Source organism: Amycolatopsis sp. 195334CR (genome assembly GCF_017309385.1).
Taxonomy (GTDB): Bacteria; Actinomycetota; Actinomycetes; order Mycobacteriales; family Pseudonocardiaceae; genus Amycolatopsis.
The window spans coordinates 2508055-2534055 of sequence record NZ_JAFJMJ010000001.1 but is presented as its reverse complement, the minus strand read 5'-3'; the positions used below and the strand labels follow the sequence as shown (position 1 = coordinate 2534055).

Genomic DNA, 26001 nt, shown 5'->3' with positions numbered 1-26001 from the left:
GCCAGTATCTCATAACCTTGTTATACAAGAGGACATAACCTCGTTATGAGCCACTAGGGGGCCAACGATGGGCAACAGGTTCCTCGACGGAAACTTCGCTCCGGTCAGCCGCGAGCACACGATCACCGAACTGCGCGTCACCGGGCACGTGCCGGACTGGCTCGACGGGCGCTACCTGCGCAACGGGCCGAACCCGCTGTCCGAGGTGGATCCCGCGACCTACCACTGGTTCATGGGTGACGGCATGGTCCACGGCGTGCGGCTGCGCGACGGCCGCGCCGAGTGGTACCGCAACCGCTGGGTGCGCGGGGGTTCGTCCATGGGCGCCAACACGAACGTCATCGGCCACGCGGGCAAGACCCTCGCGCTGATCGAGGGCGGCGTGCCCAACTTCGAACTGACCGACGAGCTCGACACGGTGGGTGCCTGCGACTTCGACGGCACCCTGCCCGGCGGTTACACCGCCCACCCCAAACGCGATCCGGCGACCGGTGAGCTGCACGCCGTGTCGTACTTCTTCGGCTGGGGCAACAAGGTGCAGTACTCGGTGATCGACGCGGCCGGGCGGGCGCGGCGCACGGTCGACATCGAGGTCACCGGATCGCCGATGATGCACGACTTCTCGCTGACCGAGAAGTACGTGGTCTTCTACGACCTCCCGGTCACCTTCCACACCGAGCAGGCGGTCGCCGCGTCGGTGCCCGCCATCCTGCGCACGCCGGCGCGGCTGGTGGTGTCGGCGTTCGTGGGCAAGGTGAAGGTGCCCGACCCGGTCAGCGCGGTGCTGCGCGAGCGGATCACCGGCAACGCCGGCCTCCCGTACCGCTGGAACCCGGACTACCCGGCGCGGATCGGCGTGATGCCACGGGAAGGCGGCAACGGCGACGTGCGGTGGTTCGAGGTCGAGCCGTGCTACGTGTTCCACCCGATGAACGCCTACGACGACGGCGACAGCATCGTGCTCGACGTCGTCCGGCACCCGAAGATGTTCGACACCGAACTGCAGGGCCCGGCCGAGGGACCGCCTTCACTGGACCGGTGGACGGTGGACCTGACCGCGGGCAAGGTGCTCGAGGAGCGGCTCGACGACCAGGGGCAGGAGTTCCCGCGGGTGGACGAGCGACTGGTCGGGCGGCAGCACCGCTTCGGCTACTCGGTGTCCACAAGGGACGGATCGAAGTCGTCGGGCGCGCTGCTCAAGCACGATCTGTGGCAGCGCTCGGTGCAGCGTCGGGAATTCGGCGAAGGCAGCCAGGTCGGCGAGTTCGTCTTCGTGCCGTCCACTGTGGACGCCGGTGAGGACGACGGCGTGCTGCTCGGTTTCGTCTACGACGCCGCGACGCAGAAGAGCGATCTGACCATCCTGGACGCCGGAACGCTGGAGACGGTCGGCGCCGTGCACCTGCCGGACCGCGTCCCCAACGGCTTCCACGGCAACTGGGACCCGGCTTAGCGGTGGGCTACCCGCGCGCGAGCAGCCAGCCCGCGTGCTCGCCCGTGCGCGGGTAGCGCTCCCTCTCCTGCCGGAAGAACTCCGCCGGCGGCACGTGGTCCCAGTCGGGTTCGCCGTCCCAGTCGTATTCGGCGGAGTACCCGCCGGGGTGCGCGAGGTGGTAGCGGAGGGTGGTCCAGGCGCCCTCGCCCGGTTTGGCCATGCCGTCCCGCAGGTCCGCGAAGAAGCCAACGGCCCCGTCGGGCGGGGTCCACGACCTCGCCGAACCCACCACGGTGATCACCTGGCCGGTCAGTTCCACGTAGTCGCCCACCGAGCGGTAGGTGAGGAAGAGCTGCTCCCAGTCCGCCGGGGCCGAGTGCACCATCCAGGTGGTGAACTCCTTGAGCAGCTGGTTGGCCTGCGCCGCGTTCAGCGGCACCACGGGCATCGGCATCAGTTCGCCCCTTCGGTCGCCAGCTTCGCGCGAAGCCAGGCGGGGATGTGCTCGGGATCCCTGGGGAACACCCGCAGGTCCTCGGCGTAGTGGGCCGGCTCCATCGGCGGCGTGCGCACCGGCTCGTGGTCGTTGTTGTAGTTGAAGAAGATCTGCCCCGGCGGGTTCATCGAGATCCGCGCGGAGAACCAGGTGCCACGACCGGGCTGGTAGAGCAGGGTGCGCAGCTTCGCCAGGATCGTGTTCAGCTCCTCCGGCGGGGCGATCGACGGCCGCGAGCCGTCGGCGTTGATCACCGTCAGGACGAGGTGCCGCGCCGCCGCGGTCATCGAGCTGACCAGGTCGATCCGCCGCCAGCCCGATTCGGGCACCAGGTCCAGCAACGCGCCGCCGAGCTGCTGGATCAGCTCCTCGTGGGTCTCGCTCATCGGGCCAACCTACTGACCTGACCCGGTTCCGCGGGCACGAACGAGCGAACCCGCCGCCTCTGACGGGTGATCACCGCTGGAGATCGATAACGGGGTCCGCCCGCTCGCGACTACCTGGTGCCGGCACCGGCTTTCAGCAAGGGAAAGGGGCTGTGATGTTCATTCGGCGAATCGGGGTCACGGGCGCGGTGGTCGTCGCGGCGTTGGGCTTCGCGGCACCCGCCCACGCGGTCGGTGAGGACGGGGTGGGGAACGCCGGGGTGGCCCAGGTGCCCGCGAGCAACGGGCAGGTCACCCCGGTCGGCCCGCTCGCCGACTGCGACGTCTACGGCGAGAACCTGGTCACCTCCGCCGAGGTGCGCCAGACCGGCGTCGTCCGCTACGGCGAGGCGACCGCGTCCTGCGTGCACGACGAGGACGTGGAGAAGAACCTGGTCAAGGTCGAGGGCGACAGCTTCCAGCTGGACGCCTTCGTCACCGCGAACCGGCAGCGCATCCGCACCGGCGAGTACGCGGTGACCTGCGAGGGCACCGCCACCGGCACCACGTACGCGCAGTTCACCATCCGCAACATCAGAGGGGTGACCCCGCCGAAGCCGATCGAGGAGAACTCGACCGTCTGGATCAACGGCACCCTGCACGGCGCCGCGGCCAAGGCGAAGGTGGTCTTCCGCGAGACGCTCAAGGACGGCCACGGCGGCCTCGACCTGACCGCCATGCACGTCTACCTCTACGGCGCCGACGACAGCCCGCGCGGGCACGCCGCGATCGGCCGGGTGTCCTGCTCGCCGTTCGCGTGACGCGACGGTGGCTTCCGGGGCGTCCCGGAAGCCACCGTCGTCACGGTCAGTTCTCGCCGGCGATGAACTTCTCGACGGCGTCGCGCGCGGTGGCGTCGTCGTACTGCTCCGGCGGCGACTTCATGAAGTAGGAGGAGGCCGACAGGATCGGCCCGCCGATGCCGCGGTCCTTGGCGATCTTCGCGGCCCGCACCGCGTCGATGATGATGCCCGCCGAGTTCGGCGAGTCCCAGACCTCGAGCTTGTACTCCATGTTCAGCGGCACGTCACCGAAGGCGCGGCCCTCGAGGCGGACGTAGGCCCACTTGCGGTCGTCGAGCCACTGCACGTAGTCGGACGGGCCGATGTGCACGTTGCCCTTGCCGAGGTCCCGATCGACCTGCGAGGTGACCGACTGGGTCTTGGAGATCTTCTTGGACTCGAGCCGCTCCAGCTCCTTCATGTTCAGGAAGTCCATGTTCCCGCCCACGTTGAGCTGCATGGTGCGGTCGAGCTGCACCCCGCGGTCCTCGAACAGCTTCGCCAGCACGCGGTGCGTGATGGTGGCGCCGACCTGGGACTTGATGTCGTCGCCGACGATCGGGACCCCCGCGTCGGTGAACTTCTTCGCCCATTCGGGGTCGGAGGCGATGAACACCGGCAGCGCGTTGACGAAGGCGACGCCCGCGTCGATGGCGGCCTGCGCGTAGAACTTGTCGGCTTCCTCCGAGCCCACCGGCAGGTAGGAGACCAGCACGTCGACCTCGGCCTCGCGCAGGACGGCGACCACGTCGGCAGGCTGCTCGTCGGACTCCTCCACGGTCTCCCGGTAGAACCGGCCGAGCCCGTCGAGGGTGTGCCCGCGCTGCACGGTGACCCCGAGCGGCGGGACGTCGGCGATCTTGATGGTGTTGTTCTCGCTGGCGACGATGGCTTCGCTCAGGTCGCGCCCGACCTTCTTGGCGTCCACGTCGAAGGCGGCGGCGAACTCGATGTCGCGCACGTGGTACTCGCCGAACTGGACGTGCATCAGACCGGGCACGCGCGAGGCGGGATCGGCGTCGCGGTAGTACTGCACACCCTGCACCAGCGATGCGGCACAGTTGCCGACGCCAACGATGGCCACCCGAACGCTGCGGCGGTTCTCGCCCATGCCGGATTCTCCTTTGGTTTCGTTCTTCACGTAGGTAGTGACCGAGCGCCGCTCAGGGCTCCTGCGCCCGCTGCTCGGCCTGCTCGTGCGCGATCAGCTCGTTGAGCCAGCGCACTTCTCGTTCGCTGCTTTCCAGGCCAAGCCGGTGCAGCTCGCGGGTGTAGCGGTCGATCCTCTCCTCGGCCCTGGCCATGGCCGCCCGCAGTCCCTCGCGCCGCTCCTCGACCCGGCGGCGGCGACCTTCCAGGATGCGCATCCTGACGTCGGCCGGTGTCCGGGAGAAGAACGCGAGGTGGACGCCGAAACCCTCGTCGTCCCAGGTCTGCGGACCGGCGTCACCGAGCAGCTCGGCGAACCGCTCCTTGCCCTCGGCGGTCAGCTTGTACACCCGCTTCCCGCGGCGGGCCGCCCACGCACGGCTCTGTGCTCGAGCGGCGGGATCGGGCGCCGGGGCTTCGCCGGCCTCCTCGACGATGAAGCCCGCCCGCTGCAACCGCCGCAAGGTCGGGTACAGCGAGCCGTAGGAGAAGGTGCGGAACATGCCGAGGGTTTCGTGCAGCCGCTTGCGCAGCACGTAACCGTGCATGGGTGCCTCGTGCAGCAGTCCCAGCACCGCGAACTCCAGCACGCCGGTCACCCCCTTCCGGGAACAAACGACGCGCCACGGCGTTGCTCCGTATTACTCCATCCGCGCGCCGAACCTACCGGTCCACTATATCGCGCCGATACATCGGAGTGGCGTAGCTAACCCTGCCGATCACCCGTTGGGCGCCGAATCACACCAGTGGAATTCATCAGAGCGTTATCAGCCCGTCGGCGTGTCGCTGCCGGGCCGCGGAGCGCTAGGCAGAACGGCTCATCGTCGCGGTGGCCGGGACACGTACTCTGTCAGCGTGCGAACCCACCGGCAGATCGTGGACTACGCGTTGCAGCGCCGCGCGCTGCTCGCCGAGGTCTACTCGGGGCGCGTCGGCACCGCGGAGGTGTGCGACGCGACTCCGTACCTGCTCAGGGCGGCCAAGTTCCACGGCAGCCCCGGCCAGGCGGACTGCCCCGTGTGCCGCAGGGAGCTGCTCACCGAGGTCTCCTGGGTGTACGGCGACGAGCTGAAGCACGCCTCGGGTTCGGCGCGGGCTCCGGAAGAACTGGCGAGAATGGCCAACCATTTCGCCGAGTTCACCGTGTACGTGGTTGAGGTCTGCCGGACGTGCGGCTGGAACCACCTGGTGCAGTCATACGTCCTTGGGACCGGACAACCACAACCACGCACCCGGCCGCGGAGGTCGGCCGGGCAGTGATCCCAGCGTCACAGGGGCAAGCGAGAACCGATGACCACAGAACGGCGTCCCCCGAAACGCCGATCTGGGAGGCCTTTCCGTGAATGATCAGTACGGCCGAGGGTGGCCGGAAGAGGAACCGGGGCAGTGGGACAACCCACAGTGGCCCGGTGGCGAGAACCGCGCCCCCCGGCGCGGCAACCCCGAGTGGCCGGCCGGTGACGAACCGCAGTGGCCGGGTGAGCAGGGCGGCCGCGGCCGCCCGCGCAACGGCCCGCCCGCCGGTGGCGGTCAGCCCGGCTGGCCGCAGGAGGACCGGCAGCCGCCGCCCCCGCGCCAGCAGCACGGTGGCGGGTACCGGCCGCCGCCGCCGGGACAGCCCCCGCTGCCCCCGCGACGCCAGCAGCAGCCCCCGCGCCAGGAGGAGCCGACGAGCTTCGTGCCGCCGACGCCGGAGCGCGAGCCCGAGCTGATCACGCACCACGAGCACAACGGCACCGGCTTCCCCGACGACGGTTACGACGACTACGACCGCCGCGACAGCTGGCCCGCCGACGACAACCAGGCCGCGTTCAACGAGTTCGGCGCCGACGGTGACGGCAGTGACAGCGGTGACAAGAAGCAGCTGAGCCCGGCGATGCGCAAGCGCCGCCGCTGGAAGCGGGTGCGGCGGGTGCTCTACGTGCTCGTCGGCCTGTTCGTGGTGGCGCCCGCCGCGGCGTTCACCGTGCTCTACTTCACCGTCGACGTGCCCACGCCGCAGGAGGTCGCCGCCAAGCAGGACAAGGTGGTCACCTACTACTTCGCCGACGAGTCGGAGCTGGGCAAGGACATCCCGCAGGGCGGGAACCGGGTGATGCTCGAACCCGAGCAGATCCCGCAGAACGTGCGCCGGGCGATCTACGCCACCGAGGACGCCACCTTCGAGACGAACTCCGGGTTCGACATCACCGGCATCCTGCGGGCGGTCTACAACCAGGTCACCGGCGGTGTCGGTGGTGGTTCGACGATCAGCCAGCAGTACGTGAAGAAGGCCACCGAGAACGACGAGGGCACCCTCACCCGTAAAGCCACCGAGCTGGTCAAGTCCTTCAAGATGAACAAGCAGTACGACAAGGACGAGATCATCACCGCGTACCTGAACACGATCTACTTCGGTCGTGGGGCGTACGGCATCCAGACCGCGGCGCAGTCGTTCTTCGGCAAGGACGCCAAGGACATGACCACCTCCGAAGCCGCGCTGCTGGCCGGGCTGATCCAGCAGCCGGGCCGGTCGGAGAACCGCGCGGTGGCCGAGGAGCGCTGGCGCGTGGCGATGGACCGCATCGTGGAGAACCAGTGGATGACGCCCGCCGAGCGCGCGCAGGCCACCTTCCCCGAGCCGCGGCCGCTGGACGACGTGCGCAAGCAGACCATCACCGGGCCGAACCTGCTGGTGAAGAACCGGATCGTGGACGAGCTGGAGTCCAAGGGCATCACCGAGGACAAGATCCAGTCCGGTGGCTACAAGATCTACACCACGGTCGACCCCAAGGCGCAGGACCTGGCCATCAAGACGGTCGACGAGGTGATGAAGGACCAGCCGCAGGACCTGCGGGAAGCACTGGTCGCAATCGATCCGAAGACCGGTGGCGTGCTCGCCTACTACGGCGGGCCGAACACCAAGGAGGACCAGCGCGACTGGGCCAACACCGCGAGACCACCGGGCTCCTCGTTCAAGCCGTTCGACCTGGTCGCGCTGCTGAAGACGGGCAAGGGCCTCGGTGAGACCTACGACGGCTCGTCGCCGCGGAAGATCCAGAACGCCACCGTGCGCAACTCCGAGGGCGTGGACTGCAGTGCGCAGTGCTCGGTCGCGGAGGCGATGGAGAAGTCGGTCAACACCGTGTTCTACGACTTCGTGGCCCGCCAGACCGGGGTCGAGGAGGTCGTCGACGCGGCGCACCAGGCCGGGGTCAAGGCCCCGCTGACCGACGCCGACAACAACCTCTCCATCGGTGGTGGCCGGGGCGCGGAGGTGACGCCCGCCGAGATGGCGGCGGCCTACGCGACCTTCGCCGCGGACGGCATGCAGCGGGACTACCACTTCGTCTCGAAGGTGCTGAACTCGCGCGACGAGGTGGTCTACGAGGCCGAGGTCAACGACAAGCCCGCGTTCGCCGAGAACGACCCGGAGAAGAGCAAGCAGATCGCCGGGAACGTGACGAAGTCGCTGGTTCCGGTGCTGCCGTACTCGAAGCTGGCCTGCGCCGGCGGGTACGACTGCGCCGGCAAGACCGGGACGCACCAGTACACGCCGAAGCAGGGCGAGCCGGACAGCCTGGGCAACGAGAACTCGCAGGCGTGGATGGTGGGCTACTCACCGCTCGTCTCGGCGAGCGCCTGGGTGGGCACGGAGGCCGACAAGGTCATCCGGATGGCGAACAAGAAGAAGATCTACGGCAAGGACCTGCCCGGCGAGATCTGGAAGAAGTTCATGGACGGCTACCTGAAGGGGAAGCCGAAGGAGAAGTTCTCCGACGTGAAGCTGATCGGGCGCACGGTGCCGACGGCCCCGCCGTCGAACCCGTCGAAGTCGCAGCAGCCGAGCGCGCCGCCGTCGTCGGCCCCGCCGAGCGGGTCGACGGAGCCGTCGACGCCGGAGGAGGAGCCGTCGGGCAAGCCGAGCAGTTCGGGCAAGCCGTCCATTCCGGGGCTGCCCGGCCACGGGAACGGTGACCCGGCCAACGGCCGAGATCCCGACGACAACTGAATCACCGCGAATGGGGCGCTGCCTGCCGGGCAGCGCCCCATTTTTCGGTCACCAGCAGCTGGGCCCTGGCGGTCGGGGTGAGGTGCGTGCCGCCGGAAAGCACCGAGTGGACCTTGCGGGTGTTCCGGATGTCCAGCAACGGGTCGGCGTCCAGGACGAGCAGGTCCGCCACCTTGCCGACGGCGATGGTGCCGTGGGTGGCCGAGCGGCCAAGGTACCGCGCCGGTTCCCTGGTCGCCGCCTGCAGCGCCTGCATCGGCGTGCACCCCGCCTCGACCAGGAACGCGAGTTCCTCGTGCAGGGCGAAACCCGGGAAGACCCACGGCATCCCGGTGTCCGTGCCGGCCAGCAGCGGCACGCCCGCCCGGTGCAGTGCGCCGGTGAACCGCAGCCGGTGCGCGAACAACGCGGCCCGGTCCGGTTTCCGCCGCAGCTTCTCCAGTGCCCACCGCCAGCCGTCCCGCTCGGTGGGTGACAGGTACTTCAGCCGGTAGTCGTCCGCCGAGAGCAGCGACGGCCGGTCGAGCACGGAGTAGCGCGAGAGCGTGGGGATGTGGGGCGAGGGCGGGCGCACGAACTCCGCCGGGTCCAGCGGAACCCGGCGCGGCGGCAGCGGCGGCCGGACCGTGGTGACGCCGTTCGCCAGGAACAGGGCCGGGTCACCGCCGTGCACCCGCACATCGCACAACCCCGGCACGACGAACTTCCCTGGCAGCTCCACCTTCCGCACCCCGCGCGGCACGTGCGTGTCGCCGAACCGCCCGAGCGCGGTGATCCGGCCGTCCCGCACCACGAGCGTCGCGTCCGGCCGCGGGCGGCCGCCGGTGGCGTCGATGACGGTGGCGTGCAGGAACGCCAGGTCCACGGGGGTCATCCCTTGACTGTCCGTGATCCCGGCGCTCGAATCCCTACTGCGTGCTACCCCTTCCGCGGTGGGGTCCGCACCACGCGTCGTTCCACTCCGGACACCCCGGCCGCTTCGATCACCGCGAGCGCCTCCACCGCGGATGCCGGGTCGACCGGGAAGGCGCCCTCGCCGCGCAGCGCGGCCGCGACCTCGGCGTAGAACTGCTCGTACTGCCCGGTTTCGGTCAGTACGCGGTGGGTGTCGTCTCCGGTGCCGATTACGCCGTAATCACTTTCCGGCTCGACGCCCCAGCCCGCCTGTCCCGGCTTCATGCCCGCCTTGATCTGCGGTTCCTGCACGTCCAGGCCGTACTTGGTGAAGGTGGCGCGGTTGCCGAGCACCCGGAACCGCGGGTTCAGCGTGGCTGCGAGCGCCGAGGTCCACAGGTGCGAGCGGACGCCGTTCTCGTGCGTCAGCGCGACGAAGACGTCGTCGTGCACGGCGCTGCCCTCACGCCGCTTGTCGAGTTCGGCGTAGACCTCGGTGACCGGGCCGAACAGCTGGAGCGCCTGGTCCACGATGTGCGCGCCGAGGTCGTAGAGCAGCCCGCCCGCCTCGGCGGGGTCGGCGAACTCGCGCCAGCTGTCGCGCAGCTTCGGCACCCAGCGGTCGTACCGCGATTCGAAGCGGAAGACGTCACCGAGTTCACCGGATTCGAGCACCTTGCGCACGGTCCGGAAGTCGGAGTCCCAGCGGCGGTTCTGGAACACGGTGAGCCCGACGCCGGCCGCGGCGGCCGCGTCGATCACCCGCTGCCCCTCGGCGGCGGTCGGCGCGAACGGCTTGTCCACCACCACCGGCACGCCGTGCTCGATGGCCTGCAGCGCGAGCGGCACGTGCGTCCGGTTCGGCGTGCTGACCACGATCAGGTCGAGGTCGCGCGAGTACAGCTCGTCGGCGTCGCCGAGGACCTCCGCGCGGGGGTGGTCGGCAGCGGCTTGCTCCGCGCGCGCGGCGTTGCCGGTGACGATCGCCGCGACGCTCAGGCCGGGGGTCGCGGCCACCAGCGGGGCGTGGAACACCCGTCCGCCGGTGCCGTAGCCGATGATTCCCGCTCGCAAGTCAGCCATGGTCCTCATTAAAACAACACTGTTGATTAATGGCAAGACGTGCGAGGATCAGCCGGTGGAGACCGAGATCAGGGCCGGGGTGAACCTGCGCGGCCTGCGCGAGCACAACCAGGCGCTGCTGCTCGGCGAGATCCGCCGCGCCGGCGGGCTCAGCCGGATCGAACTGGCCGAGCGCAGCGGGCTGACCCAGCAGGGCGTCTCCAAGATCGTGCCCGCCCTGCTCGAAGCGGGCATTCTCGACGAGGAGCGCGAACCGTCGCGCGGGGTCGGCAAACCCCGCACGCGGCTGCGCATCCGGCCCGGCGCGCGGCACGCGCTCGGCGCCCAGCTCGACCGGGACGAACTGCGCGTGGTGCGCACCGACCTGCTCGGCGCGGTGGTCGCGGAAGAGACCCGTGACCTGCCCGACGCGTTCACCCCGGCCGACGCCATCGCCGCGATCAAGTCCTGTGTGGACGGTCTGCGGGTGGACACCCTGCTCGGCCTCGGCGTCGGCGCGCTCGGGCCGCTGGACCACACCACCGGCGTGCTGCGCGAGGCGACCAACCTGCCCGGCTGGCACGAGGTGCCGCTGCGGGACCTGCTCACCGAGGCCACCGGGCTGCCGGTGCTGCTGGACAAGGACACGAACGCGGCCGCCGCCGGGTACGCCTGGCGGGCGGAGACCCCGGCGCGCGCGGTGGCCGTGGTGCTGGTCGGCACCGGGATCGGCGCCGGGCTGCTGATCGACGGCCGGGTCTACCGCGGGCCGCGCACCAACGCGGGGGAGTTCGGGCACACCACCATCGCGCACGACGGCCCGCGCTGTCCGTGCGGCCGCCGTGGCTGCATCGAGGTGCTGCACAACGCCGCCGTCCGGCGCGGTGATCCCGGCGAGGCCGCGCGGCTGCTCGGGGTGGGGCTGGTCGACCTGGTGCAGCTGCTCGACCTGGAGCAGATCGTGCTCGCTGTGCGTGACCGGCCGGAGCTGTACCGGGATCGGATCGACGCCCAGCTGCGGGCCTCGCTGCCGCTGCCCGGGTGGCAGAAGATCGACCTGGTGCTCGCCGAACACGACGATCGCCTGGTCGCGGCTGGTGCCGCCGCCGAGGTGCTGGCCCGGTTCTACGCCGAGCCGGGCGTCTAGCGAGGTTCACCGGCGCGTCACCGTCGGCGTGGATACCATCCGGCCCGTGCCCACCGAGCCCGAGCAGACCACCGTGACCGACCCGGTCTCCTTGGACGCGGCGCACAGAGTGCTGCCCAGCCACACCAGCGCGCTCGCGGCCGGGGCGACCCGCCCGTTCGGCGGTCCGGTGGGGGAGCACGCGGCGCTGGGCAGGCACTGGTTCTGGTCCCCGCTGCGCGTGGCGCTGCTGCTCGCGGTGGTGGGTCTCACACTGAGCTGGTTCGGCAAGGCCGCGTGCATCCAGCAGTACCCCGGCGAGGACGGCAGCCAGGAGCTCGACTGGCGCTCGGGTCGCCCGTACGTGGCGATGTGCTACTCGGACGTGGTCCCGCTCTACAGCGCGGAACGGCTCAACGAACCCGGCGCCTTCCCGTACAAGACCAGCTGGGTGGACAACGAGGGCACCTCCGAGGCGCAGATCCGGTACATGGAGTACCCGGTGCTGTCCGGGTTGTTCCAGTGGGTCAACGCGAAGCTGACCGACGCCTGGCTCTCCGGCGCCGACGCGGGCTTCCTGCCCGGGGCCATCCCGGTGGCCATCTACTTCAACATCTCCGCGTTGTGGCTGGCCATCGCCTGGCTGGCCACGGTGTGGGCGGTGGCGAGAACCAACCGCCGGCGACCGTGGGACGCCGCGCTGGTCGCGGTGTCCCCGTTGGTGCTGGTGCACGCGTTCACCAACTTCGACACGCTCGCCACCGCGTTCGCCGCGGGCGGGGTGCTCGCCTGGTCGCGGCGGCGGCCGATGCTCGCCGGACTGCTGATCGGCCTGGGCGCGGCGGTGAAGCTGTACCCGTTGTTCCTGCTCGGGCCGTTGCTCATCCTCTGCATCAGAGCGGGGAAGGTCCGCGCGTGGACCACCGCCGCGCTGACCGCGGCCGGTGCGTGGCTGGCGGTGAACCTGCCGATCGCGCTGGCCTACCCGGTCGGCTGGCGCGAGTTCTTCCGGCTCAACGGCGAACGCGGGATGGACCCGGACTCGCTGTACAACGTCATTTCCCACTTCACCGGCTGGTCGGGTTTCGACGGTGTGCTCCGGTCCGGGGAGAGCCCGGTCTGGCTGAACACGGTGACCGCCGTGCTGTTCCTCGCCTGCTGCGCCGGCATCGCCTTCCTCGGCCTCAACGCGCGGATCCGGCCGCGGTTCGCCCAGCTCGGGTTCCTGGTGGTGGCCGCGTTCCTGCTGACGAACAAGGTGTGGAGCCCGCAGTACTCGCTGTGGCTGGTGCCGCTGGCGGTGCTGGCGCTCCCGCGGTGGCGGCTGCTGCTCGGCTGGATGGTGCTCGACGCGCTGGTGTGGGCCCCCCGCATGTTCTTCTACCTCGGCGAGGACAACCGCGGCCTGCCCGAGGGCTGGTTCCTCGGCACAGTGGTGGTGCGCGACCTGGCCGTGCTGGCGTTGTGCGTGCTGGTCATCCGCGACATCCGGCGCCCGGACAAGGACCCGGTGCGCACCGCCGGGGACGACGACCCGACCGGCGGTGTGCTCGACCGCGCCAGGGACGTGGTCGTCTACCAGGGCGGGGTGTTCACCCGCAGGTCACCAGCCTTGACCGGGCGAAGTCGGTGACCCCGGGCCGCTCACGGACCACCGGTTCGGCCCGCAGGAACACGAAGAACAGGGCGACCAGCAACGCGGCCCGGCCCCAGACGCCGATCGCCACCGCCTGCGCGGCGAACCCGTCGTAGATGCCGACGCCCGCCCCTTCGCCCAGCACCGCGAACCAGCGGAAGATGCCGATGCCCATGGCCAGGTCGGCGATCAGGTAGGAGACGATCCAGCCCCACGGGATCCGCAGCAGCACGAACATCGGCAGCAGCCACAGCGTGTACTGCGGCGAGTGGACCTTGTGCAGCAACAGGAATCCGCACAGCATCGCGGCCGAGACCGGGAGCAGCGGGTACCCGCCGTCGCGCTGGTAGCGCTGCCAGCCGAGTACGCACGCCACGGCGAACGAAGCCAGCATCAGCGTCGGCGAGACCACGTTCATCACGCTCTGGAAGGTCTCGTTGTCCGGATCGGACAGCGGCCGGAACGCCCAGAACCAGATGGAGTTGGTCGACACGTCGACCTTCCGGTCGCCCTGGAACTCGAACGAGGCCCACCAGCCCTCGAAGCCGGCCAGCATGAACGGCAGGTTCGCGGCGACCCCGGTGCCCGCCGCGATGGCGACCACCCGCAACGCGCCGCGGACGTCGTAGCGGCTGTCCTCGCGTTCGCCGTTGGTCAGCACGTACAGCGCCAGCGGGATCACGAAGATCGCCGGGTACAGCTTGAGCGCGAAGCCCAGGCCGAGCAGGACCGCGGCGATCGCGGCGCGCTGCGGCAGCGGCCGCTTGCCGAACAGCGTGACGAAGAAGGCGGCCACCGCGACGGCGACCACCGGCAGGTCCCAGTTGTGGAAGGCGTAGAGCACCAGCGGCGGGCCGATCGCCCACCACAGCGAGCGCCAGCCCGCCATTCTCCCCAGCAGCCAGGCGGTGAGCAGGCCGAACGGCGCCAGCAGCAGCGCCGACGCGAGCAGGAAGCCGGCGTCGGTGTCGACGAAGAACGCGCCCGCCCAGATCAGCACACCGGTGAGCACCGGGTACTCGACCGAGCCGCCGGTCAGCTGCCCGTCCTCCAGCGCGCCGTCGACGTAGGGGAACACGTGCCGGTCGATGTCGCGGCCGATCCACAGGTGCTGGATGTCGGAGTAGCAGACGTCGGCGTAGCTGCGCTGGGTGTAGTCCGGACCGCTGCGGCCCCAGACGTCGAACTCGGGGCCGGTGCAGCGGTCCTTGTTCGCGAAGCCCAGCGCCATGGTCACGCCGCACAGCACCACCAGCACGGCGAGCGCGGCGCGGCTGAGCTTCTTGGTGGTCACCGGGCTGTGGCTTCCCGCAGGTAGGCGATGTCGGCGGCCTGGCCGTCACCGGGCGTCTCCACCACCACCGGGGCACCCGCGGTGCGCGCCACCTCGGCCAGCACCTCGGGATCGATGGTGCCGTCGCCACCGACCACGTTCGCGTGGCGGTCGCGGGTGGAGCCGAACTCGTCGCGCGAGTTGTTGAGGTGCACCAGGTCGATCCGGCCGGTGATGGCCTTGACCCGGTCCACCACGCCGTCGAGGTCCCAGCCCGCCGCGTAGGCGTGGCAGGTGTCCAGGCAGAACCCCGCGCCGAACTCGCCGACCTGGTCCCAGAGGCGGGCGATCATCTCCAGGTCCTTGGTCATCGCGCCGTCGCCGCCCGCGGTGTTCTCGATCAGGATCGGCACCGCGAACCCGCCGCTCTCGGCCTGCCGCTCGAACAGCTTGCGCCAGTTCGCCAGTCCCTCGGCCGGGTCCTCGCCCTTGCGCACGTGGCCGCCGTGCACGATCAGGCCCTTCGCGCCGACCTCGGCGGAACCGGCCGCGTGCTGCGCCACGCCCTTGCGCGACGGGATGCGGATGCGGTTGTTCAGCGAGGCCACGTTGATCAGGTACGGCGAATGGATGAAGACCTCGATCTCGTCCGCCGAAATCTCGTCCGCGCTCGGATGCCGTTTCGGGGCTTTCCAGCCCTGCGGGTCGGAAAGGAAGAACTGCACCACTTGGGCGCCCCGTTCCCTGGCCGCTGGCAACGGGTCGTCGTCACGAACATGCGCACCGATCTGCATGGGAGCACGGTACCGGCGGAAAACTTCCCACTCGAAGCACCGCCGATCACGTTCATGGGCTACCTTTTGAGCGCGGTGCGTGAACAGGGAGGCGACGCATGAGCAGGAACGCGAATCGGATCGGTGCGGTCGGCTTCATGGTGGCGATGTCCGCCGCGCTCACGCTGCCCGGCACGGCGAACGCCGCCGAGGGCGTCGATCCGGTGATCGTCGGCGAATGCGATGCCACGCTCAAGGGCGCGAACGGCAAGCCGCTGACCGTCGACCTCGGTGCCGCCGCGAACGCACCCGGCCTGCTCGACCTCGGCCTCAGCTCGAAGTCGCCCGGCGGCAACGGCAAGGACAAGCCGCTGCTGTCGCTCCCGGTGAAGGAAGCGCTCGACGGGCTGGACATCAGCAAGACCGGGCTGGTGGCGGACACCGCGGGCAATCTCTGCGACACCACGCAGACCGCCGGGAACGCCGTCGGCGCGACCACGCAGGGCCTGCTCGGTGGCGACAATGCCGAACTCCCGCCGGGCGACGACACCCCGGAACCAGAGCCGGAGCCGCAGCCCGAGCCGCCGACCGAGGACGACCCGCCGGTCGAGGGTCCGGTCGAGACCAATCCCGGCGGTGGCGACGGCACCGGCGGCGACGCGAGCAGCGGGATCGACTCCAGCTTCCTGCCGCTCGGCCAGGCGCTGATCGGCCCGGCCGCGATGATCGGCCCGGTCATCCCGCCCGGGGTCACCCCGCCCGCCGCGCCGAACCTCGGCGAGCAGCTCCCGCCGCAGGTCCTCGCGGAGAACTCCGGCACCGCCGAAGCGCTGCCCGGTGCCACCCCGCCCCAGCGGGTGCCGCTGCTGATCGCGGTGCTCGCCGTGGTCGTGGTGGCCGCGCTGCTGGCCAGGACCTGGCTCCGCCGCCGCGCCGCCTGACTCTCCGTAACCGCCGATTCCACCCGTTCGCACGGGTTCTTCGGCGCGCGCACCGTCACCCGACCCGGTTACCGTCGTTGAACCGGGGAGCAGGGCATGGGCAGGGTGAGAGGGCTTTGGCGATGCGCAGGCAGATCCAGCGAACGGCCGCCGTGGGGGCGGCGACATTCCTACTGGCGGGCTCGGCCGCGATCGCCACCCCGGCCACCGCGTCGGCGGCCGACACGAAGAAGGTGCCGTGCGGCAGCTCCGTGACCGCCAAACCCGGTGACACCATTCTCGGCACCACACCCCTGCTCGGCATCCCGCTCAACCTCGGCATCGTCAACGAGGCCACCAAGGTGCTCACCGGTGTGGTCGACGGCCTGCTCGGCGGGCTGTGCAAGGTCACCGTGACGGTGATCGACACCGTGGTCGCCCCGGTGCCCGGCGTCGGCGCGCCGATCGCGGACGCGACGAAGGGCGTGGTCGACGGGGTGCACAGCGGCACCGTCGGCGTGCTGAACGGCGGGCAGCAGGCACCGGAGAGCAAGCCGGGCAGCCCGCAGACCCCGCCGGGCAGCAGCCCCGGCACCGGTGGCGCGCCCCAGACCGGGCCGGGTGGCGCGGTCGTGCCGATCCCGCAGTCCAACAGCGAGGTGCTCGGCGGCAGCGTGCCCGCGTTCGCGAACCTGCCGACGAACTTCTCCACCGGCTTCGCGCCGATGCGCGACTACAGCACCATCCCGATGGCCACCGCCGGTATCTACAGCCCTTCGCCGGGTGTTCGCTACGGCGGCCAGATCCCGGGTTACGCCCCGGAGTTCGGCATTCTCGGCGCGGACGGGCAGCCCGTCGCGCCCGACGCGGTGCAGAACGCGGGCGGCGCCGAGGCGCTGCCCAGCGGCGGCTTCACCGAAGGCACCGGACTCCCGGTACTGCTCGCGGTGCTGGCGCTTTCCGGAGTTACCGCGGCCTTGGTGCGCACCTGGGTATTGCGCAAGGTCGCCGCGTAAAAACCACCCTTCCGGTAAGCAAGATCCACACAAGCGAGTATCTTTTGCGTACCCGGCTCGTTATCTTGTGTGACGCCTTCCGAATCTCCCGAAATCCCCGAACCGGAGGACAGCGCTCGTGCGGCACCGACTGACCAAGACCTTCCGCTCGGTACTGACGGCCTCGGCCATCGCCGCTCTCACCACCGGCGGGCTGGCACTGTCGACGGGGACCGCCGCGGCCACCACGCTGCAGGCGGGCAGCTGCACCGCCGGGGTCACCGGCGTGAGCGGCGACACCGTGGCGATCACCGGTGCCTCGGTCAAGGCGCTGGTCAAGGCGGGCGCGCAGGAAGCGGGCACGCTCGCCGTCGGTGACTGGGCGGCCAACGACATCGCGAAGGTCGCCTCGATCGAGGTCGGCCAGGTCGGCTCGGGCGTGTCCAGCACGCAGGTCTCCGGCTCGGCCATCGGCCTCGCGGTGGCCAAGGCGCTCGAGGACACCGGTTCGTGGGGCCTGGGCATCGACCGCAAGAAGACGCTCGCCAACGTGGAGAAGAAGGTCGCGGGCAACTGCGGCCTGACCGCCTACGCCAGCGACTACCGCGAGCCGACCAGCGAGCAGCCGACCACGCAGCCCGGCGGGTCCACCGGCAGCCAGCCCGGCACCGGCGGCAACCAGGGCTCGGTGCCCGGCACGCTGCCGCTCGGCACCGGCAGCACGATGGCGCCGCCGCCGGACTACAGCAACATCCCGGCCGCCACGCCCGGTGTCGCCCTGCCGCCCGGCGCGCGCTACGGCTCCGCCGCCCCCGGTCCGACCTCGCCCGAGTTCGGCATCCTCGGCGCGGACCCGAACACCACCCAGGCGCCCGAGGTGCAGAACGCGGGCAACGCCGACGCGCTGGCCGCCCCCGGGCAGCAGAGCAACAGCGTCCAGCTGCCGATGCTGCTGGCCGTGGTCGCGCTCGCCGGGGTGACCGCCGCGCTGGTCCGGACCTGGGTGCTGCGGAAAGCGTCGTAGGCGGCGGGTACAGTCTCCTCCTGACAAACCCTCCTGCCATGGAAGTTCCATGGCCGTGAGCCCACAGGAGGTGAGTGGTTGTGTCACGCCATTACGAGGTAATGGTCATCCTGGATCCCACCCTCGACGAGCGGACCGTCGCCCCGACGCTGGACACGTTCCTGAACGTGATCCGCACCACGGGCGGGGACGTCGAGAAGGTCGACGTCTGGGGTCGCCGCCGGCTCTCGTTCGAGATCAAGAAGCACGCCGAAGGCATCTACGCCGTGCTCGACCTGAACTCGACGCCGGAAGCCGTGAAGGAGCTCGACCGGCAGCTGTCGCTGCAGGAGTCGGTGCTGCGCACCAAGGTCATGCGCCGCGAGGTCAAGCGCGCCGCCAAGCCGGCCGTCAAGGCCTGACGGAGGGGTACGAGCCCATGGCTGGAGACACCGTCATCACGGTGGTCGGCAACCTGACCTCCGACCCGGAGCTGCGGTTCACCCCGTCCGGTGCGGCCGTCGCGAACTTCACCGTCGCGTCGACCCCGCGCACCTTCGACCGCCAGAGCGGCGAGTGGAAGGACGGCGAGGCCCTGTTCCTGCGCTGCAACATCTGGCGCCAGGCGGCGGAGAACGTCGCCGAGTCGCTGACCCGCGGTGCCCGCGTGGTCGTGCAGGGCAGGCTCAAGCAGCGGTCCTTCGAGACCAAAGAGGGCGAGAAGCGCACGGTCGTGGAGCTCGAGGTCGACGAGATCGGCCCCTCGCTGCGCTACGCCACCGCCAAGGTCAACAAGGTCAGCCGCGGTAGCGGCGGCGGCGGTGGTGGCGGCTTCGGCGGTGGCCAGGGCGGCGGGAGCGCCCCGGCCGACGACCCGTGGGGCTCGGCCCCGCCCGCCGGAGGCGGCGGCGGTGGCGGCTTCAACGACGAGCCCCCCTTCTGATCCATTCATTACTTAGCTATTCCAGGAGTCGACAGTGGCCAAGCCACCCATTCGTAAGCCGAAGAAGAAGGTCTGCGTTTTCTGCAAGGCCGAGAAGAAGGGTCGCCCCGAGGCGATCGACTACAAGGACACCAACCTGCTGCGGAAGTACATCTCCGACCGCGGCAAGATCCGGGCCCGCCGGGTCACCGGCAACTGCAGCCAGCACCAGCGTGACGTCGCCATCGCGGTCAAGAACTCCCGCGAGATGGCGCTGCTGCCCTACACCTCGACCGCACGCTAAGGGGGGGTCACATCATGGCGAAGATCATTCTCACCACTGACGTGGCGAACCTGGGCGGTCCCGGCGACCTCGTCGAGGTCAAGGACGGCTACGCGCGCAACTACCTGCTGCCGCGTGGGTACGCCATTCCCGCCACCAAGGGCGCGGAGAAGAACGTGCGGACCATCCGCCGGGCCCAGGAGTCCCGCCGGATCCGCGACCTCGACCACGCCAAGGAGGTGCGGACCGCGCTGGAGAACCTCGGGCACATCCAGCTGTCCGCCAAGGCGGCCGAGGGCTCGAAGAAGCTGTTCGGCTCGGTGACCACCAACGACATCGTCGCGGCGATCAAGTCCGCCGGTGGCCCGCTGCTCGACAAGCGCGTGATCGAGCTGCGCGAGCACATCAAGACCGTCGGCAAGCACCAGGTCACCGCCCGGCTGCACCCCGACGTGAAGGCCGACCTCCGCCTCGAGGTCGTCGCCAAGTAACGCCAGGTACGCAAAAGGGCCGCCCTCCACCCGGAGCGCGGCCCTTTTGGCGTATATACGTGGGGAACGGCTTGCGCCGTCGGCACGTCAGAGTGGTTGACGACCGGAACTCAACTGTGGGGTACTCGGGGTTGTCGAAAGGGGACGAACCGGAATGACTGGCCCAGTCAGCATGTCCGCGCCGGGGGGCAACGGCGGAGGGTTCACCTTCCAGGGTGACCAGATCGACGCGGTCATCAAGAAGTGGAAAGACCTGCTGGACGACCTGGACAACGACTACACCGACGCCGAGCTGATGGCCGCGGTCAAGGCACCCGGCAAGGAGTTCGCCAGCGGCGACTTCGCCAAGCTCGCCGGTCCCTCGGTCAAGGCGTTCATGGACCAGAACCAGAAGATGCGCGACTACGTGACGAACTACATCGACGCGCTGGAAGCGGCGAAGAACAGCATGACCAACAAGGAGGCCGACACCGAGGCCGCGCTGAAGAAGACGGGTGAGCAGGCCTGATGAACAGCCAGCGTCTTGTCGGTCTGACCACCGCCGCGCTCGCCGCCGGTGCCCTGCTCGCGGGCTGCGGCGGGGGCAACGAGGGCAGCGCCGGGGACATCCCGACCGCCACCGTGCCCGGCGGCAAGCCCCCCGCCTCCAGCTCGCCGTCCGGTGAGGAGAGCTCCGCCCCCGGCGGCTCCACCGGATCGGCCCCGAAGGTGTCCTCCCCGATCGACACCGCGAAGTTCACCGGGGACGTCTGCGCCACGCTCTCGTCCTCCGCGCTCTCCGAACTCGGCCTCGGCGACGGCACCCCGCGCCAGGCCGCGACCGGCCCCAGCTGCAGCTGGAAGTTCACCGCGGAGGACACCAACCGGGTCGAGATCGCCGCCCAGGAGAAGAACCCGAACGGGCTGAGCGACATCTACGACCAGAAGGACGAGTTCGGTTACTTCGAGCCGCAGGAGATCGGCGGGTACCCGGCCGTCTTCGCCTCGCAGACCGACCAGCGCGCCAGTGGTTCCTGCGGGATGTACGTCGGATTGAACGACCAGTTCGCCGCGTTCGTCTCGGTGCGGATCGGCTCCGGTCCGGACAAGTCCCAGCCGTGCCCGGTGGTCGAGAAGACCGCCGGCGCCATGATCGACACCGTGAAGGGCGGTTGAGCCATGGTCCTGTTCCTGATCCCGATCGTCGCCGGGGCGGCCGCCTACGGCGCGGCCACCCAGGACGAGTCCGGCAGCTTCAGCACGGGCGAGGGTGACCGCAAGATCGACTGCTACCAGATCTGGCAGCAGATCACCACCGGCGAGGGCCCGCAGTCGCTGTCCGACGGGCAGGGCGCGGCCGGCCGCCTCAAGGGCAACTACGAGACCCGCATCTCCACCATCGACCAGCTCACCGCGGAGATGGACGCGGCGTGGACCGGGACCTCCGGCGACGCGGCGAAGTCCGGCGGCCACCCGCTCAAGGTGTGGATGCAGGACTCCAAGGACAAGCTGGATGACAGCGACAAGTACCTCGGCGAGCAGTTCAATGCGTTCACCACGGTGCACTCCAAGGTGCAGGAGGTGCCGAAGGAGCCGCCGGACAGCGGGTTCCTCAACGACATCACGCCGTGGGAGACCGACACCGACCGCGCGATCGAGGAGTACAACACCAAGGGCCAGGCCAACGTCGACGCGTTCAACGCGTACTTCAAGTCCAGCGGGGACAACGGCCAGGGCATGCCGACCTACAACGCGATGTCCGGCCAGGTGCAGGCCGTCGACGTGAACGGGGACGGCAGCGGGGACGACGGCGACGGCGACGGCAAGGACAAGAACGGCAACGACACCGGCGGCGGCGAGAACAGCGGCGGGCCGGGCAAGGGCGGGTACACCCCGGGCAACATCCCGAGCGCCAACATCCCCGGTGGCGGTGGCCCCGGCAGCGGCGGCTACACCCCCGGGAACATTCCCGGCGCGGGCGGTCCGGGCAGCGGTGGGTACACCCCGGGCAACATCCCCGGCTACAACCCGGGTGACGTGCCCGGTGGGCCCGGCAGCCCCGGGTACAAGCCGCCCGCCTGGGACGGCGGGACCGGCGCGGCCGGGTACACGCCGGGCAAGATCCCGTCGGCCGGCGGGTTCGGCCCCGGTGGTTCCGGCGGGTTCGGGCCGGGCGGCGCGGGGGAGATCCCCGGTGCCGAGGGCTTCGGCCCCGGCGGCGGTGGTGGCTTCGGACCGGGCAGCGGCGGCAACATCGGCGCCGGTGGTGCCGGTGCGGGCGCGGGCTTCGGGCCCGGTGGCCAGTCGGGTGCGGGCGCCGGTGCCGGAGCGGGCAAGGGCATGGGCATGGGCGGCGCCGCGATGGGCGGCGCGGCAGCAGCCGGTGCCGCCGGTGCGCGCGGCATGGGCGGCGGCATGGGCATGGGCGGTATGGGTGCCGGTGGTGGCCGCGGCCAGGGCGCCGAAGACGAGGAGCGCCAGTCGCGCTTCCTGCTCGGCGACGACCCGAACGAGGTGTTCGGTACCGACGAGCTGACCGCTCCGCCGGTGATCGGCGAGTAATATCCGATTCGGTTTTTTCGCCCGGTCCGCCTTCGCGCGGGCCGGGCGACCTGCGTCGACTACTAGGGGATGGCGAAGTTGCTGGAGAAGCAGGTCACGCTGACCACGGGCACCCTGCTCAACCTGATCCGCCGCCGGGACGGCGAACCGCACACGGTGCTCTCCAGCACGCCGGTCTGGCTCAGCGAGGAAGCGCAGCGCGCGGAGGACGAGCGGACCAACGCCGAGCTGGCCCGCTACGGCCTGGCCGGGCGGCGCGGGATCGACCCCGGCTTCATCGCGGTGGTCGAGGCGATCGCCCGGCCGCAGCTGGAGTACTTCGCCTGGGTGGACGGCGGGTTCGAGGGCAAGCCGCTGAAGTACACCCTGCTCGCCGGGTCCGCCGGCGGTGAGGCGTTCGTGCTCGCGCGCAATCCGGAGGCCGAGGGCGTGGTGCTGGCCTCGGTCCGGCCCGAGGAGGTGCTCACCGAGTTCCTCGCGCAGATCCCGAACCTGGCGCCCGGCAAGGGCAACCGCCTGGTGGTGCCGAAGAGCGAGGCCACCGGCAACCGCCGCGGCCCGGCGCCCTCGGAGGACAACTTCTCGGTGATGCGCGACTCGCGGCCGAACGCGGGCGCGGTCGAAGCCGAGGAGCTGCGGCGCGTGCTCAGCCTGCGACGGCTCGGCGGCGGCAGCCTGTACGTGGCGGTGCGCAACCGGTCCGGCAGGCGGCAGCGGATCGACCGGCCGGTCAACTACATCGACACCGTCGAGGGCCGCTGGCTGACCGAGGAGGTGCCGGGGGCCGGCGAGCCGTCGATCGCCTTCACCCCGGCCACGCCGCAGGAACTCGCGGGCCGGCTGCGGGCCGCGCAGGCCCGGCTGAGCGGCTGACCTGCGCTTCACTCACATAGCCGAGCGAGTTGTCCACAGGGGCTGTCCACAACCGAGGCGCGGCCCGGGGACGACACGCCGAACGATCGGTTCACCGCGACACGCCGAACGAGTTTTTCCACACCGGGCACACCGGTGCTGACCTGGGACTTTCGCTGAGTGATCACCGGTTGCCCCCAAGCTGTCCACAGCCTGGCGGGCACCTGTGATTGGTTGGTGGACAGCATCCCCAAGTAATCCACAGGTTGTCCACAGGCGGATTTGGCGACGGCCCGCCGCGCGATCTAGCGTGCGGGGAAACTTGACGTACACTCGAACACACGTTCGAGCTGGCTGGTGGGTGTGAAGGAGGCTTCGGCGGTGGCCATGACCGATGACCGGGGAGCGGGCTACGAGCCGGAAGACCCCGGTCCGCCGGACCCCGGGCCGGGACCCGGTGGCGGCGGTGGTGGCCGCGGTGGCGGCGGCGAGTTCGACCGGCAGCCCCCGCAGGACGTGGCGGCCGAGCAGTCGGTGCTCGGCGGCATGCTGCTGTCCAAGGACGCCATCGCCGACGTGGTCGAGGAGCTGCGGCCGAACGACTTCTACCGGCCGGCCCACCAGGCGGTCTACGAGTGCATCCTGGACCTCTACGGCCGGGGTGAGCCCGCCGACCCGATCACCGTCTCGGCCGAGCTGGAGCGTCGCGGCGAACTCGGCCGGGTGGGCGGTGCGCCGTACCTGCACACGCTGATCGCCACCGTGCCCACCGCGGCGAACGCCGGGTACTACGCGGAGATCGTCGCCGAGAAGGCGGTGCTGCGGCGGCTGGTCGAGGCGGGCACGCGGATCGTGCAGTACGGCTACGGCGCCAACCAGGACAACGCGGGCGGCAACATCGACGAGGTGGTCGACCGCGCGCAGGCGGCCATCTACGAGGTGACCGAGCGGCGCACCAGCGAGGACTACGTGGCGCTGGAGGAACTGCTCCAGCCGACCATGGACGAGATCGACGCGATCGCCTCGCGCGGTGGTTCGGCGCAGGGCATCCCGACCGGCTTCGCCGACCTGGACGAGGTGACCAACGGCCTGCACCCGGGTCAGATGATCATCGTCGCCGCCCGTCCCGGTGTCGGGAAGTCGACGCTGGGGCTGGACTTCGCCAGGTCGTGCTCGATCACGCACGGCATGAGCAGCGTCATCTTCTCGCTGGAGATGAGCCGGACCGAGATCGTCATGCGCATGCTCTCGGCCGAGGCCAAGATCCGGCTGGCCGACATGCGTGGTGGCCGCATGTCCGACGACGACTGGACCCGCCTGGCGCGGCGGATGAGCGAGATCAGCGAGGCCCCGCTGTTCATCGACGACTCGCCGAACATGACCATGATGGAGATCCGCGCCAAGGCCCGGCGGCTCAAGCAGCGCAACGACCTCAAGCTCGTGGTGCTGGACTACATGCAGCTGATGAGTTCGGGCAAGCGCGTCGAGTCGCGGCAGCAGGAGGTCTCGGAGTTCTCGCGGCAGTTGAAGCTGCTGGCCAAGGAGATCGAGGTACCGCTGGTCGCGATCAGCCAGCTGAACCGTGGTCCCGAACAGCGAACCGACAAGCGCCCGATGCTCTCGGACCTGCGTGAGTCGGGCTCACTGGAGCAGGACGCGGACATCGTGCTGCTGATCAACCGCCCGGACGCCTGGGAACGCGACGACCCGCGCGCCGGGGAGGCCGACCTGATCCTGGCCAAGCACCGCGCCGGCCCGACCAGCACCGTGGTGGTCGCCCACCAGCTGCACTACAGCCGGTTCGCCGACCTCGCCCAGAGCTAGGACGGCTGGAAGAAGGCGAGCATCTTCCGGCTCGCGTCCGGGGCGGTCAGTAGTTCCTGGATCTCGGCGGACATGCGGGCCGCCGCGCCGGTGCGGGCGTACATCTCGCGTTCGTACTCGGCGACGGCGGTGGCGGGGTCGTCGTGGGCGGCCAGGGCGAGACCGAGCACGGCACCGTCGAGCAGGGCCATGTTGGCGCCCTCGCCGACCGGTGGCATCAGGTGCGCGGCGTCGCCGATCAGCGTCACGCCCGGCGTCGGCGGCCAGGTCAGGCCGGGCGGGAGCGTGGTGATCGACCGCGCCACGATCGTGTCGTCGCAGGCTTCGATCAGCGCGGTGATCCCCGGGTCCCAGCCGGGCAGCAGTTCGACCAGCCGCGCCCGGGCGGCGGCCGGGTCGTCGAACGGGATCCCGCTGGTGGCGAACCAGTCCTCGGGCGTGCGGTAGAAGCTGAGGCCGATGCGGACGCGGCCGTCGCCGTTGCGCTGCGCCGCCAGGGAAAGCCCGTCGCCGAGCACCCAGTAGTTGCCGCGGCCGACCATCGCCGCGAGGTCCGGGTGGGTGTGGTCGATGTCGGGAATGCCGATCTCGACGACGTTCTGGCCGAGATGCACCGGCCGGGCGTCGGTGACCAGCGCGCGGACCCTCGACTGCGCGCCGTCCGCGCCGACCAGCAGGTCGTAGTCCGCGCTGCGGCCGTCGGCGAAGTGCACCACGCCGTCACCGGCGGATTCGAACGCGTGCCCCCACCGCACCACGTCCTCGGGCAGGGAATCGAGCAGCAGGTCGCGCAGGTCGGCGCGGTCCACCTCGGGTCGCAGCAGTGGCGCGCCCTCGGGGGTGTCCTCCTGGAGCAGCAGCGTGCCGTCCGGCTCCAGCAGGCGCATGTCCTGGCCTTCCCCGCGGGCGATCGCGAAGAACTGGTCGAGCAGCCCCGCGTCGCGCAGTGCCCGCTGGCCGGAGTGGATGTCGAGCATGCCGCCCTGACCACGCGCACCGCGTGCCGACTCCCGTTCGTACACCACGGACTCGATGCCGTTCACCCGCAACACCCTGGCCAGGAGCAGGCCGCCCAGGCCGGCTCCGACGATCGCGATGGTCATGGCCACCCCTTCGATACACTGTATT

The 26001-nt window shown here is 70.4% G+C and carries 27 protein-coding genes; 18 read left to right on the top strand and 9 right to left on the bottom strand.

The features are described 5' to 3' along the window. Window positions 1–67: 67 nt before the first annotated feature. Window positions 68–1453 (top strand): carotenoid oxygenase family protein, encoded by a 1386-nt coding sequence (locus tag JYK18_RS12330; protein ID WP_206802212.1) that lies wholly within the window; start codon window positions 68–70, stop codon window positions 1451–1453. A 7-nt stretch (window positions 1454–1460) separates the two neighbouring features. Here JYK18_RS12330 and JYK18_RS12325 read toward each other — a convergent pair whose 3' ends face one another. Together JYK18_RS12325 and JYK18_RS12320 are read right to left on the bottom strand one after the other, a co-directional pair. Beyond that, complete coding sequence (locus JYK18_RS12325) at window positions 1461–1889, bottom strand: hypothetical protein (protein ID WP_206802211.1); 429 nt, start codon at window positions 1887–1889, stop codon at window positions 1461–1463. After that, window positions 1889–2317 carry a hypothetical protein gene (locus JYK18_RS12320; RefSeq protein ID WP_206802210.1) on the bottom strand — a complete coding sequence of 143 codons (429 nt, stop codon included), beginning with the start codon at window positions 2315–2317 and terminating at the stop codon, window positions 1889–1891. The genes JYK18_RS12325 and JYK18_RS12320 overlap by 1 nt, the downstream gene beginning before the upstream one ends. Window positions 2318–2472: 155 nt before the next feature. Here JYK18_RS12320 and JYK18_RS12315 point away from each other — a divergent pair, with 155 nt between their 5' ends. Continuing rightward, the gene (locus tag JYK18_RS12315) at window positions 2473–3117 is read left to right on the top strand and encodes a hypothetical protein (protein WP_206802209.1); all 645 of its coding nucleotides are present in this window, start codon (window positions 2473–2475) and stop codon (window positions 3115–3117) included. 46 nt (window positions 3118–3163) lie between these two features. Here JYK18_RS12315 and JYK18_RS12310 read toward each other — a convergent pair whose 3' ends face one another. After that, window positions 3164–4249: an inositol-3-phosphate synthase gene (locus JYK18_RS12310; RefSeq protein ID WP_206802208.1), complete on the bottom strand. Its 1086-nt coding sequence runs from the start codon at window positions 4247–4249 to the stop codon at window positions 3164–3166. A gap of 52 nt (window positions 4250–4301) precedes the next feature. Continuing rightward, window positions 4302–4877 (bottom strand): PadR family transcriptional regulator, encoded by a 576-nt coding sequence (locus JYK18_RS12305; RefSeq protein ID WP_206802207.1) that lies wholly within the window; start codon window positions 4875–4877, stop codon window positions 4302–4304. A gap of 265 nt (window positions 4878–5142) precedes the next feature. Here JYK18_RS12305 and JYK18_RS12300 point away from each other — a divergent pair, with 265 nt between their 5' ends. After that, window positions 5143–5547: a DUF5318 domain-containing protein gene (locus JYK18_RS12300; RefSeq protein ID WP_206802206.1), complete on the top strand. Its 405-nt coding sequence runs from the start codon at window positions 5143–5145 to the stop codon at window positions 5545–5547. A 79-nt stretch (window positions 5548–5626) separates the two neighbouring features. Further along, window positions 5627–8278: a transglycosylase domain-containing protein gene (locus tag JYK18_RS12295; RefSeq protein WP_307795881.1), complete on the top strand. Its 2652-nt coding sequence runs from the start codon at window positions 5627–5629 to the stop codon at window positions 8276–8278. 1 nt (window position 8279) lies between these two features. Here the strand turns inward: JYK18_RS12295 and JYK18_RS12290 are convergent, their stop codons facing one another. Both JYK18_RS12290 and JYK18_RS12285 read right to left on the bottom strand, forming a co-directional pair. Beyond that, window positions 8280–9152: an amidohydrolase family protein gene (locus JYK18_RS12290; RefSeq protein ID WP_206802205.1), complete on the bottom strand. Its 873-nt coding sequence runs from the start codon at window positions 9150–9152 to the stop codon at window positions 8280–8282. A 44-nt stretch (window positions 9153–9196) separates the two neighbouring features. Further along, on the bottom strand, window positions 9197–10255 hold the full coding sequence (locus tag JYK18_RS12285) for a Gfo/Idh/MocA family oxidoreductase (RefSeq protein ID WP_206802204.1): 1059 nt from the start codon (window positions 10253–10255) through the stop codon (window positions 9197–9199). Window positions 10256–10310: 55 nt separating this feature from the next. Here JYK18_RS12285 and JYK18_RS12280 point away from each other — a divergent pair, with 55 nt between their 5' ends. Next, on the top strand, window positions 10311–11381 hold the full coding sequence (locus JYK18_RS12280) for an ROK family transcriptional regulator (RefSeq protein WP_307795880.1): 1071 nt from the start codon (window positions 10311–10313) through the stop codon (window positions 11379–11381). Between the two features lie 46 nt (window positions 11382–11427). Next, window positions 11428–12993: a glycosyltransferase family 87 protein gene (locus JYK18_RS12275; RefSeq protein WP_206802202.1), complete on the top strand. Its 1566-nt coding sequence runs from the start codon at window positions 11428–11430 to the stop codon at window positions 12991–12993. Here the strand turns inward: JYK18_RS12275 and JYK18_RS12270 are convergent. Then, window positions 12953–14290 (bottom strand): glycosyltransferase 87 family protein, encoded by a 1338-nt coding sequence (locus tag JYK18_RS12270; protein WP_307795879.1) that lies wholly within the window; start codon window positions 14288–14290, stop codon window positions 12953–12955. The two genes, JYK18_RS12275 and JYK18_RS12270, sit on opposite strands and share 41 nt — an antisense overlap. After that, window positions 14287–15063 (bottom strand): deoxyribonuclease IV, encoded by a 777-nt coding sequence (locus tag JYK18_RS12265; protein WP_206802201.1) that lies wholly within the window; start codon window positions 15061–15063, stop codon window positions 14287–14289. Before JYK18_RS12265 ends, JYK18_RS12270 begins: the two co-directional genes overlap by 4 nt. A 98-nt stretch (window positions 15064–15161) precedes the next feature. On the opposite strand from JYK18_RS12265, the gene JYK18_RS12260 reads away from it, so the two are divergent. The 12 genes from JYK18_RS12260 to dnaB all read left to right on the top strand — a co-directional run bounded on the left by JYK18_RS12260 (window position 15162) and on the right by dnaB (window position 24873). Next, window positions 15162–15983 (top strand): hypothetical protein, encoded by an 822-nt coding sequence (locus JYK18_RS12260; RefSeq protein WP_206802200.1) that lies wholly within the window; start codon window positions 15162–15164, stop codon window positions 15981–15983. Between the two features lie 122 nt (window positions 15984–16105). Beyond that, entirely contained in the window at window positions 16106–16978 is an 873-nt protein-coding gene (locus JYK18_RS12255) for a hypothetical protein (RefSeq protein WP_206802199.1), read from the top strand. Between the two features lie 118 nt (window positions 16979–17096). After that, window positions 17097–17981, top strand: a complete 885-nt coding sequence (locus JYK18_RS12250; RefSeq protein WP_206802198.1) for a hypothetical protein — start codon at window positions 17097–17099, stop codon at window positions 17979–17981. An 80-nt stretch (window positions 17982–18061) separates the two neighbouring features. Further along, a complete protein-coding gene (rpsF, locus tag JYK18_RS12245) occupies window positions 18062–18382 on the top strand; it encodes a 30S ribosomal protein S6 (RefSeq protein WP_206802197.1) in 321 nt (106 codons plus the stop codon). Between the two features lie 17 nt (window positions 18383–18399). Continuing rightward, complete coding sequence (locus JYK18_RS12240) at window positions 18400–18903, top strand: single-stranded DNA-binding protein (protein ID WP_153036613.1); 504 nt, start codon at window positions 18400–18402, stop codon at window positions 18901–18903. A 34-nt stretch (window positions 18904–18937) separates the two neighbouring features. Continuing rightward, a complete protein-coding gene (rpsR, locus tag JYK18_RS12235) occupies window positions 18938–19186 on the top strand; it encodes a 30S ribosomal protein S18 (protein WP_113695352.1) in 249 nt (82 codons plus the stop codon). 14 nt (window positions 19187–19200) lie between these two features. Beyond that, a complete protein-coding gene (rplI, locus tag JYK18_RS12230) occupies window positions 19201–19656 on the top strand; it encodes a 50S ribosomal protein L9 (protein WP_206802196.1) in 456 nt (151 codons plus the stop codon). Window positions 19657–19810: 154 nt separating this feature from the next. Then, window positions 19811–20164 (top strand): hypothetical protein, encoded by a 354-nt coding sequence (locus JYK18_RS12225; protein WP_206802195.1) that lies wholly within the window; start codon window positions 19811–19813, stop codon window positions 20162–20164. Then, window positions 20164–20811, top strand: a complete 648-nt coding sequence (locus JYK18_RS12220) for a DUF3558 family protein (RefSeq protein ID WP_206802194.1) — start codon at window positions 20164–20166, stop codon at window positions 20809–20811. Before JYK18_RS12225 ends, JYK18_RS12220 begins: the two co-directional genes overlap by 1 nt. Before the next feature lie 3 nt (window positions 20812–20814). Then, complete coding sequence (locus JYK18_RS12215; RefSeq protein ID WP_374195009.1) at window positions 20815–22197, top strand: hypothetical protein; 1383 nt, start codon at window positions 20815–20817, stop codon at window positions 22195–22197. A gap of 78 nt (window positions 22198–22275) precedes the next feature. Further along, window positions 22276–23070 carry an ESX secretion-associated protein EspG gene (locus JYK18_RS12210; protein ID WP_206804182.1) on the top strand — a complete coding sequence of 265 codons (795 nt, stop codon included), beginning with the start codon at window positions 22276–22278 and terminating at the stop codon, window positions 23068–23070. A 360-nt stretch (window positions 23071–23430) separates the two neighbouring features. After that, entirely contained in the window at window positions 23431–24873 is a 1443-nt protein-coding gene (gene dnaB / locus JYK18_RS12205; RefSeq protein WP_206802193.1) for a replicative DNA helicase, read from the top strand. On the opposite strand, the gene JYK18_RS12200 is transcribed toward dnaB, so the two are convergent. Beyond that, window positions 24870–25976 carry an NAD(P)/FAD-dependent oxidoreductase gene (locus JYK18_RS12200; RefSeq protein ID WP_206802192.1) on the bottom strand — a complete coding sequence of 369 codons (1107 nt, stop codon included), beginning with the start codon at window positions 25974–25976 and terminating at the stop codon, window positions 24870–24872. The two genes, dnaB and JYK18_RS12200, sit on opposite strands and share 4 nt — an antisense overlap. Window positions 25977–26001: the final 25 nt, after the last annotated feature.

Excerpts from the sequence above, each read along its gene's own strand:
- JYK18_RS12330 (WP_206802212.1), top strand. The coding sequence starts at position 68 with ATGGGCAACAGGTTCCTCGACGGAAACTTCGCTCCGGTCAGCCGCGAG.
- JYK18_RS12325 (WP_206802211.1), bottom strand. The coding sequence starts at position 1,889 with ATGCCGATGCCCGTGGTGCCGCTGAACGCGGCGCAGGCCAACCAGCTG.
- JYK18_RS12320 (WP_206802210.1), bottom strand. The coding sequence starts at position 2,317 with ATGAGCGAGACCCACGAGGAGCTGATCCAGCAGCTCGGCGGCGCGTTG.
- JYK18_RS12315 (WP_206802209.1), top strand. The coding sequence starts at position 2,473 with ATGTTCATTCGGCGAATCGGGGTCACGGGCGCGGTGGTCGTCGCGGCG.
- JYK18_RS12310 (WP_206802208.1), bottom strand. The coding sequence starts at position 4,249 with ATGGGCGAGAACCGCCGCAGCGTTCGGGTGGCCATCGTTGGCGTCGGC.
- JYK18_RS12290 (WP_206802205.1), bottom strand. The coding sequence starts at position 9,152 with ATGACCCCCGTGGACCTGGCGTTCCTGCACGCCACCGTCATCGACGCC.
- JYK18_RS12285 (WP_206802204.1), bottom strand. The coding sequence starts at position 10,255 with ATGGCTGACTTGCGAGCGGGAATCATCGGCTACGGCACCGGCGGACGG.
- JYK18_RS12265 (WP_206802201.1), bottom strand. The coding sequence starts at position 15,063 with ATGCAGATCGGTGCGCATGTTCGTGACGACGACCCGTTGCCAGCGGCC.
- JYK18_RS12260 (WP_206802200.1), top strand. The coding sequence starts at position 15,162 with ATGAGCAGGAACGCGAATCGGATCGGTGCGGTCGGCTTCATGGTGGCG.
- JYK18_RS12255 (WP_206802199.1), top strand. The coding sequence starts at position 16,106 with ATGCGCAGGCAGATCCAGCGAACGGCCGCCGTGGGGGCGGCGACATTC.
- JYK18_RS12240 (WP_153036613.1), top strand. The coding sequence starts at position 18,400 with ATGGCTGGAGACACCGTCATCACGGTGGTCGGCAACCTGACCTCCGAC.
- rplI (WP_206802196.1), top strand. The coding sequence starts at position 19,201 with ATGGCGAAGATCATTCTCACCACTGACGTGGCGAACCTGGGCGGTCCC.
- JYK18_RS12225 (WP_206802195.1), top strand. The coding sequence starts at position 19,811 with ATGACTGGCCCAGTCAGCATGTCCGCGCCGGGGGGCAACGGCGGAGGG.
- JYK18_RS12220 (WP_206802194.1), top strand. The coding sequence starts at position 20,164 with ATGAACAGCCAGCGTCTTGTCGGTCTGACCACCGCCGCGCTCGCCGCC.
- JYK18_RS12215 (WP_374195009.1), top strand. The coding sequence starts at position 20,815 with ATGGTCCTGTTCCTGATCCCGATCGTCGCCGGGGCGGCCGCCTACGGC.
- JYK18_RS12200 (WP_206802192.1), bottom strand. The coding sequence starts at position 25,976 with ATGACCATCGCGATCGTCGGAGCCGGCCTGGGCGGCCTGCTCCTGGCC.